General features: G+C 49.6%; 13 protein-coding genes. 1 reads left to right on the top strand and 12 read right to left on the bottom strand.

Annotated elements, in window-relative coordinates; translation table 11 throughout:
• Positions 1-63: 63 nt before the first annotated feature.
• The 3 genes from F3H20_RS02195 to metG form a co-directional block, all read right to left on the bottom strand.
• On the bottom strand, positions 64-1,050 hold the full coding sequence (locus F3H20_RS02195; RefSeq protein ID WP_149733344.1) for a 3D domain-containing protein: 987 nt from the start codon (positions 1,048-1,050) through the stop codon (positions 64-66).
• A 194-nt stretch (positions 1,051-1,244) separates the two neighbouring features.
• A complete protein-coding gene (locus F3H20_RS02190) occupies positions 1,245-2,018 on the bottom strand; it encodes a TatD family hydrolase (RefSeq protein WP_149733343.1) in 774 nt (257 codons plus the stop codon).
• Positions 2,019-2,027: 9 nt separating this feature from the next.
• Entirely contained in the window at positions 2,028-3,962 is a 1,935-nt protein-coding gene (gene metG, locus F3H20_RS02185; RefSeq protein ID WP_149733342.1) for a methionine--tRNA ligase, read from the bottom strand.
• Positions 3,963-4,285: 323 nt separating this feature from the next.
• On the opposite strand from metG, the gene F3H20_RS02180 reads away from it, so the two are divergent.
• Positions 4,286-4,540, top strand: a complete 255-nt coding sequence (locus F3H20_RS02180; protein ID WP_091743837.1) for an AbrB/MazE/SpoVT family DNA-binding domain-containing protein — start codon at positions 4,286-4,288, stop codon at positions 4,538-4,540.
• Positions 4,541-4,619: 79 nt separating this feature from the next.
• On the opposite strand, the gene rsmI is transcribed toward F3H20_RS02180, so the two are convergent.
• From rsmI to F3H20_RS02135, 9 genes are all read right to left on the bottom strand, one after another.
• The gene (gene rsmI, locus F3H20_RS02175; RefSeq protein ID WP_149733341.1) at positions 4,620-5,471 is read right to left on the bottom strand and encodes a 16S rRNA (cytidine(1402)-2'-O)-methyltransferase; all 852 of its coding nucleotides are present in this window, start codon (positions 5,469-5,471) and stop codon (positions 4,620-4,622) included.
• Entirely contained in the window at positions 5,468-6,253 is a 786-nt protein-coding gene (locus tag F3H20_RS02170; protein ID WP_149733340.1) for a tRNA1(Val) (adenine(37)-N6)-methyltransferase, read from the bottom strand. The genes rsmI and F3H20_RS02170 overlap by 4 nt, the downstream gene beginning before the upstream one ends.
• Positions 6,243-7,061, bottom strand: a complete 819-nt coding sequence (locus tag F3H20_RS02165; RefSeq protein WP_149733339.1) for a PSP1 domain-containing protein — start codon at positions 7,059-7,061, stop codon at positions 6,243-6,245. Before F3H20_RS02165 ends, F3H20_RS02170 begins: the two co-directional genes overlap by 11 nt.
• Positions 7,033-8,052, bottom strand: coding sequence for a DNA polymerase III subunit delta' (gene holB, locus F3H20_RS02160; protein ID WP_149733338.1), 1,020 nt, complete (start codon positions 8,050-8,052; stop codon positions 7,033-7,035). The genes F3H20_RS02165 and holB overlap by 29 nt, the downstream gene beginning before the upstream one ends.
• Before the next feature lie 13 nt (positions 8,053-8,065).
• Positions 8,066-8,512 carry a YaaR family protein gene (locus tag F3H20_RS02155; protein WP_394349555.1) on the bottom strand — a complete coding sequence of 149 codons (447 nt, stop codon included), beginning with the start codon at positions 8,510-8,512 and terminating at the stop codon, positions 8,066-8,068.
• Between the two features lie 99 nt (positions 8,513-8,611).
• Positions 8,612-9,304 carry a dTMP kinase gene (locus tag F3H20_RS02150; protein WP_149733337.1) on the bottom strand — a complete coding sequence of 231 codons (693 nt, stop codon included), beginning with the start codon at positions 9,302-9,304 and terminating at the stop codon, positions 8,612-8,614.
• Entirely contained in the window at positions 9,305-10,777 is a 1,473-nt protein-coding gene (locus tag F3H20_RS02145) for an aminotransferase class I/II-fold pyridoxal phosphate-dependent enzyme (RefSeq protein WP_149733336.1), read from the bottom strand.
• Positions 10,778-10,955: 178 nt separating this feature from the next.
• Positions 10,956-11,171, bottom strand: coding sequence for a FeoA family protein (locus F3H20_RS02140; RefSeq protein ID WP_149733335.1), 216 nt, complete (start codon positions 11,169-11,171; stop codon positions 10,956-10,958).
• 18 nt (positions 11,172-11,189) lie between these two features.
• Positions 11,190-11,420 (bottom strand): FeoA family protein, encoded by a 231-nt coding sequence (locus F3H20_RS02135; RefSeq protein ID WP_149733334.1) that lies wholly within the window; start codon positions 11,418-11,420, stop codon positions 11,190-11,192.
• Positions 11,421-11,593: the final 173 nt, after the last annotated feature.

Genomic DNA, 11,593 nt, shown 5'->3' with positions numbered 1-11,593 from the left:
ACGTATATGTTATTGTACCATGTCTCTGAAGTTTAGTAAAAAGAATAACAGGGCAAAGCCCTGTTATTCCAGTACATACACTTTTACCATTCGCCGGCCGAAGCTTATCGCTTCACCATAACCGTCCATACATAAGTCAACACGGTTTCCGACAATCGCACCGCCCGTATCGGCGGCCAAGGCCATGCCATAACCAGGGATAAATAAGCGGGACCCCAGAGGGATTACCCTCGGATCAACCGCAACAATTCCTCGCCGGGCCTGCATTCCCGTCGCCGTAATACCGGCGCCGGAGCCGTCCCAGGGATTATAGGCTGTGGCTTCCATCAGTTCGGAGCGTCTGAAGCGCATGGCGCCCCGAGAGGTTTCGACTGTGTCGCGTGTGCCAACACGAATGATTTTTGGTATTGACGGTTCGTTAACCCGTTCTGACAAAACCTCTTCCGAAACTTGATTTCCATCAGCAAAGTGCTGTTTGATGACGACCGTTTTGGCGCCATCCTGTCCTTCCTGTTCCACTGCTTCCGTTCCCCTTTCCAGGGAGGCGTCAGGTTTGCGCAGGACAGTAAATAGATCTGGCTGTTGACGTTCTACAATTTTCTCTGATAATACGGTGGCGTTAATTTGCAGGTTGGGAACCACTGCGGTGTCCGCTCCCGGTTCGAGACGGATATTATCCGCAAATAGCCCCATACTGGCCGCCACTTCACCCACGGTAGGCTTGGCAGTTATGACAGACTGCGCCTTCCCCTGGTACATCACGGTAACAGGCATGGCCCGATACACGGTAATGACAGTGCCATTATCCAGCTTATCGGTAGACATGCGATATTCATCTGGTGATTCTAATGCTATATGTTCTTGAGCTAACACTGACTTGGGATCGCTATATAATGTATTTACGACAATATGTTTACCGTCTGTGATAATCTGCACCGTCTTGTACGTCCAGGCAAAACCGGCCGCTAGCATAGCAACAATAAGCAATCCGCAAAGATACAATATTGTTTTTCGGCTTAATTTTGACTGGATAGTCTGAAAGTCGGTCATTCAATTCCTCCTTTTTTGGCACCTGTGGAATATACCATAATTATCCCTAGTTGTCAACAGCAAGAGCGTCACACGACATTCAAATTATATGCCGGTCCTGGGTTATTTATGCAAAAAAACTGCAGAGCATCCATCGGAGCCGCAGTTTTTTTATCACATAAGCTACATCTTCATACTACATCATGGATCGTGGATCATAAATCTTGACTAATGGCGAACAGACGCCGCACATTGTCCGACGTAATCCGGGCCAGTTCGGCCAGTTCCATGCCGCGTAACCCGGCAATACACTCAGCCACCAAGCGCACATGGGCCGGCTCGTTTCGCTTTCCCCGGTAGGGGTGCGGTGTGAGATAAGGCGAGTCGGTTTCCACCAGCAGCCTTTCCAGGGGAACCTGGCAGGCAATTTCTTTTAGCTTGGCTGCATTGGTAAATGTCACCGGACCGCCCAGCGACACATAAAAGCCAAGCTTAATCACTTCCCGCGCCATTTCCAAACTGCCGGAAAAACAGTGCAGAACTCCCTGCACCCCTTTTCCCTCATGCTTTAAAATGTGCAGCGTATCCTGATGGGCATCACGGTCGTGGATGATCACAGGCTTATGACACTGCCGCGCCACATCAAGCTGCCGGACAAAAACAACCTCTTGAATCTCACGGGGCGAAAAATCATAATAATAGTCCAGACCGATTTCGCCAATCGCCACTACCTTATCCAGTTCAGTCCATGCCGCCAATTGCTCGTAATCTTCCCGCCGGGCATCCTTAGCATCATGGGGATGAATGCCGACGGCAGCATAGACCATAGCATACTTTTGGCTCAAGGCAATGGACTGCCGGGAAGACTCCATACAGGTTCCGACATTGATGATGCCGCTTATTCCATTGCTGACAGCCCGTTCAATAACCGCCGCCTGATCATCCGTATATTTTTCATCATCAATATGCGCATGAGAATCAAATAACATAACCGCCACCTACTTTACTTTGCTGCCGGGCGGCATATCGGGAGCCGTTGCCAGGGTCAGTTTTTCACCGTCGGAAGCAGCCAGTACCATTCCTCTTGACTCGATGCCGCGAATCTTCGCCGGCTTTAAGTTAACAATCATAACCACATTTTTACCCACCAGTTCTTCCGGCGTGTAATGTTTGGCAATGCCGGACACAATGCTGCGCTGTTCGGAACCCAGGTCAACCGTCAGCAGCAGCAGCTTATCCGCACCTTTAACTTTTTCCGCCGCCAGAACCTTGGCAACCCGCAAATCCAGCTTGGCAAATTCATCAATGGTAACTTCCGGTGTAGCCGGAACTGCTTCTACTGGTTTCTTTACTTCGACGTCAGCGACCGCTTTTCCTGCTCCGGTATCGGCAGTCTTAGTTTCAATCCGGGGAAAGATGGGTTCGGGATGGGCCGCTACCTGTGTACCGGAAGGCAACGAACCCCATTGTTTAGCCGTTTCCAACGTAACCTTGGTAAAATCTTCCGCCAGTCCCAACTGGCTGTATATCTTGGGGGCGGTCAACGGCATAAAAGGAGAAATCAAAATAGCAACAATTCTGAGCGTTTCCGCCAAATTATACAAAACGGTATCAAGACGTTCTTTCTTTGCCGGGTCCTTGGCCAGTGCCCAGGGTCCGGTTTCATCAATATATTTATTCGTGCGGCTGATCAGGGCCCACACATCCTTAATCGCTCCGTTAATATCAAGCTGCTCCATCATGGCCTGATAGGACGACACGGTCTGTTTCGCCAAGCTGATCAGCCCGTCATCAATGGCTTCCGGCACTTGGCCGTTTTGTACCACGCCGCCGTTGAACCGGTGTATCATGTTCAGGGTCCGGTGCAGCAAATTGCCCAAATCATTGGCAAGATCAGAATTGATGCGGTTGATAAGCGCGTCCCGCGAAAAATTGCCATCCATGCCCAGATTGATTTCCCGCAGCAAAAAATAGCGAATGGTGTCGGCGCCAAATTCGTCAATTAAAGCCACCGGATCGATAACATTGCCCTTTGACTTGGACATTTTATCGCCTTCGACTACCAGCCAGCCATGGCCATAGACTTTCTTCGGCAAGGGAACGCCCAGCGCCATAAGAATGACCGGCCAAATAATCGAATGAAACCGGACAATTTCCTTGCCGACCAAATGGATGTCGGCCGGCCAGTACTTGGCAAACTTCTCCCGGTCGTGCATATAACCGGCAGCGGTAATATAATTTGTCAGTGCATCAAACCAGACATACACTACATGTTTGGGATCAAACGGTACCGGAATCCCCCAATCAAAGGTTGTCCGGGATACGCACAAATCCTCCAGTCCGCCTTTAATGAAATTGATCATTTCGTTACGGCGGGAGGTAGGTTGAATAAAGTCAGGGTTTTCTTCAATAAATTGGAGCAGCCTGTCCTGATATTTGGACATGCGAAAGAAATAGCTTTCCTCACCCAGCATTTCTACCGGCCGACCGCAGTCGGGGCATTTGCCGTCCTCTAGCTGCCGCTCCAGCCAGAAGGTTTCACAGGGGGTACAATACCAGCCTTCGTAGGAAGCTTTATAAATATCGCCTTGGTCATAAATTTTCTGAAAGATCGCCTGTACTACTTCCCGGTGACGTTTTTCTGTGGTGCGAATAAAGTCGTCATGGGAAATATGAAGCTTCTGCCATAAATTTTGAAAAGACGCCACGATTTTATCCACATAGGCAATCGGGGTTACCTGTTCTTCCTGTGCTTTACGCTGAATCTTTTGTCCATGTTCATCGGACCCGGTCAAGAAGAATACATCAAAGCCCGCCAGTCGCTTATACCGTGCGATGGCATCGGCCACCGTAGTACAATAGGCATGTCCGATATGCAACCGGTCACTGGGATAATAAATCGGGGTGGTGATATAAAACGTTTGTTTCTCCATCGTAATCCTCCTTAATCAACCTATAAAATTTACCGCTAAAAAAAGCGAAAATTCGAGTTCCAAATGCTTTATTATTTACCAACAAAATACAACATCTAATTTCCAATTATAGTAATCGTATTTCAGCTTGTCAAATCGCTTTTCCGCTATAATACGAGTTTATTCGACAAAAACAACCGTCTTTTGACGACACTATTCGACTTTTCATGGTAAATATATTTTTATATGGAAAAATAAGGTTGACAGCTATTGTAATATTTGGTATCATTTAGTCAGACAAGTTTTGTCGAATAATGTTGTATTTGAGAGGGGAATTTTCAATTATGAAATCAACAGGAATTGTACGCAAAGTGGACGAGTTAGGAAGAGTAGTTATTCCTATCGAACTAAGACGCACACTAGATATAGAAGAAAAAGACGCTTTGGAAATTTATGTAGACAGCGATCGGATCATTCTTCGGAAATACGAGCCTTCCTGCGCCTGTGTATTCTGCGGCAATGCAGACGAAGTAACCGTTTTCAGAAACAAAAACATTTGCAAGGAATGTCTAACCGCCATGACAGAAAAAGCCATCTAACGCTTTTTCCTGGGACAAGTACTTACGCCAGTTTGGACCCCATGTTTTCGCTCAGGAGACCGCTGCCGGTCAGTAGCCGTCAGTGGTCCTTCAGTTCAATGACAGCCTGGTATACCTCACGCTTAGGAAGTCCCAATTCAGATGCCACCAGTCGGATGGCATCTTTTTTATTTTTACCGGAGCGGATTAATTGCTCCACATAGGAAACAGGCGAGAGATTTTCTTGCCGACTTTCCGTCTCTCCTGTAGCCGGACATCCTTCCACAACAAGCGTAAACTCTCCCCGGGGAGACTGCTGTGTAAAGTATTCTGCCAGGCTCTGCAAATCACCGCGCACAAACTCCTCGAATTTTTTGGTAAGTTCCCGGGCGGCAACCGCCCGGCGGCGGCCAAAAGACGCTTGCAATTCGGCCAGCGTTGCCATCAGCCGATGCGGCGATTCATAAAATACCATGGTGCAGGAGTGTGTCGCCCAGCGGCCTAATAACTCCTGCCTTTTCTTTTTTGTCTTGGGCAAAAAACCGAGGAAGGTAAACGCCGTGGTATCCAGCCCGGAACAGACCAGTGCCGACAAGGCCGCATTGGCTCCCGGTACCGGTATAACCAAAATCCCCTGCTCAATCGCCAACCTGGCCAAATCAACACCGGGATCGGAGATTCCCGGCATACCGGCATCACTGACAGCGGCAATATCCTCGCCGTTAAGCAGGCGGGCGACAAGCTCCGGTCCTCTTTGCTCCTTGTTGTGCTCATGATAGCTGACTAGCGGTGTATGAATATCAAAATGGCTAAGCAGTTTCCTGGTGTGTCTGGTATCCTCGGCGGCGATGACCGTCACCTCTTTCAGAGTGCGGACCGCCCGGTAGGTCATATCCTCCAAATTGCCAATCGGGGTGGCGCATAAAAAAAGTCTGCCGTATTCTCTGGTCATCTAAGCATTTGCCTGCCTTCCTTAACTGCCATTTGCCGGATTTCTTTCGGATAATACTGCAACAGGTCCTCCGTATAGCTGCCGTCACCTTCATAGACAATGAGCGGCGGCAGTACCTCCAGGCCTGGTCTGGCACCGCGGATGCCTTCTACCAGCAGCATATTGGGCCCTTTGTTCAGATGAGGATGCACCAGTTGCAACCGTTTTGGCTCCAAACCGGCGGCCCCCATAACACTGAGAATTTCTGCCATCCGTTCCGGCAGATGCACCATGGCGAAACGGCCCCGATATTTTACCAGATAACGGGCCGCCGCCACAACATCCTGCAGCGTAGCTGTAAGCTCATGACAGGCCCGGGCAATCCCCGCCTGGGGACTGATATAGCCGCCACCAACCGGCCGGTAAGGCGGATTGGCAATGACAACTTCATATGCGCCGGCCGCCAGCACACCCTTTAGCTGCCGAAGATCGCCCTGCAAAATAGTAACCTTATCCTGCAGGTAATTTAGGGCCACACTGCGCGCCGCCCTTTCCGATATTTGACGATCAAGCTCAATGCCGGTTACGGAACCAACGTCCCGGGTGGTAAGCAAAAGTGGCATCACGCCGGTTCCCGTACCCAAGTCGACCACCCTGTCACCGGGCCTCAGCATCACAAAATGCGACAATAAGACGGCATCCAAAGAAAAGCAAAATTCATCAGGATGCTGAATAATTTTCAAACCATTGATGCCAAGATCATCCAGCCGTTCTTTTGGCTGCAGCCAGTCTTTATGCTCCATTCGTTTCTTTTTCCACTACATCTTCCCAGGGCACATCAACGGTTTTACCGTCAGTCAGGACTACGGTAGCCAGCTTCTTATTATGGTTGACAGCCACCACCTTCCCCTCGCCTTCAATCGTAACTACGTCAACCCCCACAGGCGGCGGCGTAATCTTCTTGCTGGAGGAGCTGTAGCGGTCGCTCTCATATTTCAGACAACACATCAAGCGCCCGCAAATGCCGGAAATTTTGGTCGGATTGAGCGATAAATTCTGGTCCTTGGCCATCCGGATGGATACAGGCTCAAAGTCCCCCAGAAAGGTTGCGCAGCATAAAGGACGCCCGCAACAGCCAATCCCGCCCATCATTTTGGCTTCATCCCTGACACCGATCTGCCTAAGCTCGATGCGGGTACGAAAAACCGAGGCCAGATCTTTAACCAGTTCTCTAAAATCAATACGGCCGTCGGCGGTAAAATAAAATATGATTTTATTTACATCAAAAGTATATTCTACATCAACCAGATTCATCGGCAGGCCATGGGCCGCGATTTTTTGGCTGCACAGGGTAAATGCTTCAACTTCCTTGGCCCTGTTTTCCTTCACCTTTTCCTTATCGGCCTCCGTCGCCTGACGTTGAACGGTTTTTAACGGCGCAACAATATCCTTGTCGGCCACTTCCCGCACCCCAATAACAATTTCTCCATATTCCAGCCCTCTGGCCGTCTCGACAATCACATGATCACCGGCAGCCAGCTTAAAGTGTCCGGGATCAAAATAATATATTTTTCCTGCTTTCTTAAATCGCACTCCCACTACTACTTGCAAAATGCTGTCCTCCTTTCATCATTTCCATTATATGAATCAATAAAGCTTCCAGGACTAAACGAATATTGCCATTACCCGTCAAGGCCCTTTCCGCCTGGCGAATTTGTCCAAAGGCCGCCAGCAAGGCCGTCTCTTCCCAGTAAAGAGCCTGTTCAGCCAGTTGCTCGGTCAGGTCTATATTAAACAGCAGGCTTTGCTCCCAGTTTACCCGGTATACTAATATATCCCGCAGCAGCAAAGTCACATAGTGCAAAAGCTCCAGCACATCCTGCCTTGTATACTTTTCCAGTTCCTCCGGCAAAGTCCAAAGGGCTTGTCCGCCGGTATCCGTCAGAGCGGCTACCAGGGTAAACGCCTGGTCGCGGACCCGCAAACCGTCCGGCTCCAGCAGCCCCAGTGCCGTGCCCATTTTACCGTTTCCCAACCGCACAGCCACTTCTGCCTCTCTGGCCGGATATCCCTTCGCCACCAGTGCCGCCAGTAACTCTTGCCAGGGCTGAGCCTGAAACCAAACGGTCAGGCAGCGGGATATAATCGTATCCAACAGCATTTGCCGTCTGGCGGTCACTAAAATAAACACAGCGCGTCCCGGCGGCTCCTCCAGAACTTTTAACAGGCTGTTTGCCGCCTGAGTTGTCATTTTATCCGAATTTTCAATAACCACAACGCGCCGGTCTCCTAAATAAGGCACCAAGGACACCTGATGCTGCAGCGCCCTGATTTGTTCAATGCGGATACTGGCTCCTTCCGGGCGGATTAGACTGAAATCCGGATGATTATTCTGGTCAAACTGCCGGCAGGACGGACACCTTCCGCAAGGCTTGTCCGCCGACTCGCATAGCAAGGCGGCGGACAACACCCCGGCCGTAAGCATTTTACCGACCCCCTCGGGGCCGGCAAACAACAACGCGTGGGGCATTCGGTCCGCCTGAAGCATCGCCCGCAAGTTTGCAATTGTAGCTGTATGACCAATTATGCTATCCCAGTTCAAAGTTTGTTCATCCTTACATATATAAATCTACCAGCATGCCGCGAATCGCATCCTGTTTAGCCATAATATCCAACTGGCGCTTCTGCCCCTGCCGTACATCCTCCGCCAATTCTTCCAGTGTGGAATCCACCTTTTTTATAATGGTATATACTTTCTGCCGCCCATAGCGATCCCAGCCGGCCTGAGATTTCAGGCTGTACATATTGCCTACCGCTTCGCCGATAAAATTCCGGACCAATTCACGGTAAGTCTTAAGCTCGGAGTAGGTGGGCACTTGTCCCAACCGCTTTCCCTGCTCGGTAATCTGCTCGAGTAATGCATTCAGCCGTTCCTTAGACTGCCCATCCTGTATTTTCAATAGATCAGAAGCAAAATGGCCATCCGTTTTTTCCGCCTTCCCCCCGGTATCGCGCTCGGTTACAGGAAGTGGATTGCCTGTTCCCATCTTATTAATTTTCACAAAAGAGCCTGCCTTTCTTCTAGCTAATAACAAAACGGTTTACATACTTTTATTGATTATAATTATAATTGTTTTATTTAAAATAAGCAAACCATCCGCTCAGCCGGGGTTATTGGCACCGGTCAGCAGGCTGGCCACCCGGGCATACACTTCTTCGTGAATGTCATCAATGCTTCTTAGCGTTTCATCCTTTACACAGGGTACGATCTGCCAGCCGTAACGTTCGGCAATTTGCCGGTAACAGTCATAACAGCGCGTCAGGTAAGCCTGGTCCTGCTCATGAATATCCTTTTCAGCAAAGCCCGCCTTGCTGGTCCGTTCGGCCAGCAACTTTTGGCTGTAGGCAGGCGGCATATCCAGCAAGATGACCGCATCAGGCACAGGCAGTCCCATTTTAACAAACTCAAAATCCCACAGCCAGTCCAGAAAGCTCTCTCTGGCCGCCGCATCGGCAAGCTTCACCGCCTGATGCACCATATTGGAAGTGGTATAGCGGTCGCATACTACAATCCCCCCGGCCTTCAAAAAGCTTTCCCAGTCTGCCTTGTAGGAGGCAAAACGGTCCACCGCATAGAAGGTGGATGCTGCATAGGGATTGACTGCTGCCGCATCCCGGCCGAAATGTCCCTGCAGGTACATTTTTATCAGCGCCGAAGACGGGCTTTGATAATCGGGAAATTCTACTTTTCTAACCCGGCGGCCTTCCTGTTCCAGCCGGCGGCAGAGCGTTGCCGTCTGTGTCGCTTTGCCGCAGCCGTCGCCGGCTTCAATAATAATCAGTTTTCCTGTCACTTAGTCCACCACTTTTATTGTTTTTAGCGTATAGTCTTCCGGGCCGGAAATATGAAGTCCCGCTGCCTGAAGCTGTGTGCAGTAGTCGATAATATCCTGTGAAATCCGTTCGCCCGGACATAAAAGCGGTATGCCCGGCGGATAAAAGGTAACAATTTCGGCGCAAACAAACCCGGCGGATTGTTGGAACGGCACCATGCAGGTATTGCCAAACAGCGCATCCCGCGGCGATAAAACTCCTTCCGGCGGCGCCGGGTAACGAGTGGCGGCATAGACATCTTCCATAGCGGCAAAATCACTTTTGCCTGAATAATGCTCCGCCATATCCCGCAAAGCCCGCACCAGCGTCTGTACCTCCAGCTCACCGTCGCCCAGGGTGATCAGGAACAATACATTATACATATCGGAAAGCTCTACCTGAATATTATACTTATGACGCAGTATCCGCTCGGCTTCGGCCCCTTGCAGGCCCAGACCCTTGACAGTTACCGTAACTTTAGTCGGGTCGATGCTGTGCACCCCGGGATTGCCGATTTTTTCCCGGCCAAAGCAATACAGCCCCGGAATTTTATTAATTTCGGTCCGCGTCCACTCCGCCAGCTTAATCGCCCGGTTTACCAAATCATAGCCCTGGGTTGCCATCTGCATCCGGGCAACATCGAGCGAAGCCAGCATAATATAGTTAGGGCTGGTCGACTGGACCAGTTGGAGCATGGATTTCAAGTGCGGCACCCGGATGCGCCCCTCCCGGCAGTGTACAATAGAGCACTGGGTCATGGCACCAATAATTTTATGTGTACTTTGAGCGCACATATCGGCACCGGCATCAAGCGCCTGAACCGGCAGACAGTCGCCAAATTTCAGGTGCGGTCCGTGCGCCTCGTCCACCATAACCACCATATTGTGGGCATGTACAATATCAACGATCTTTTTAAGATCGGTGGCTACCCCGTAATAGGTAGGATTGATAATCAGAACACCCTTGGCTTCAGGGTGCAGTTGCACCGCCATTGCCACCGTTTCCGGCGTAACTCCCATCGCCAGACCCAGCTCGCTGTCAACCTCGGGCTGCATAAACACCGGAATTGCACCGCTCAAAATAATGCCGCCAATAATCGAACGATGAGCATTGCGTGGCACGATAATCTTGTCTCCCGGTCCGGCCACTGCCAAAATCATGGCATATATGCCACCGGTAGTACCGTTGACCACAAAAAAGCTATGGTCGGCCCCGTATAACTGAGCGGTCAAATCCTGAGCTTCTTTGATACAACCATGGGGTTCGTGCAAATCATCCATATCTTCCATTAATGCCAAGTCCAGCGCTAAGGTAGCTCTACCCAATATGTTTTCCAGGACGGGATGCATGCCCTTGCCCTGTTTATGTCCCGGTGTATGAAAAGGCATAACGCCATCGGCCACATATTTTTGCATGGCTTTTAATAGCGGTGTATCTGTCTGTCTGGAGTACATCCAATCCCCCCGAACATTGTTAAAATTTGGCTAATTATCTTTCTCGAATATTATATCCTATTTTATTACGCTAATGTTAGAAAAAAATCAATTTAACACAATTTCTTTTCCCTTCGGCAAAGCAAGCAAAAAAAAGTGAGTACTCACAATTCTGTAAGAACCCACTTTATCAATTATTCTACTGTTGAACGTCAATTTGATGGGCCAGCCGGAACTCCAGCATAATCCGCGTCCGTTTAACACCAATCAGCAGGGAGGATGTATTCCGGCTAATCACGCGAACCAGCGCACCGGTTGTCAACCCCATATCCAGCAGACGGATACGATGATCACCGCAATGTCTTATATCAACTACTTTAACTTCCTGTCCGGGACTTGCCATAGTCAGCGGCATATGAGTATCCTTCCCTTCTTAAGCTCCTTCAAGCTGAATCATGGATGCTTCCGATTTACGCAAGGATAAGTTAAACCCTTTTACCTTGATTTCAATCGGATCGCCCAAGGGGGCATATTTCAACACCGTAATATTGGCACCGGGGACAATTCCCATATCCACAATCCGACGGTAAACAGGTCCGTTGCCTTTTACCTTGACAACAACTCCCTGTTCGCCAGGCTTCAACTCGCTCAACTGCTTAGACATACCGCACTCCCCCTACTTCCTCTGTGATAACCATGAATATGATATTCATTATCAACTGAACATATATATTATAAACAAAATGTTCCACCCGTGTCAACAGCCCGGTTCAAAAATTATTAATAAATATTGCTTCAGGTCATAGGGCCCCACTTTCAGCCAATAAAATTTGAACT

This window comes from Propionispora hippei DSM 15287 (assembly GCF_900141835.1).
Taxonomy (GTDB): Bacteria; Bacillota; Negativicutes; order Propionisporales; family Propionisporaceae; genus Propionispora; species Propionispora hippei.
Note: the sequence above shows the minus strand (reverse complement) of the source record. Positions and strands in the feature narration are given on the sequence as shown.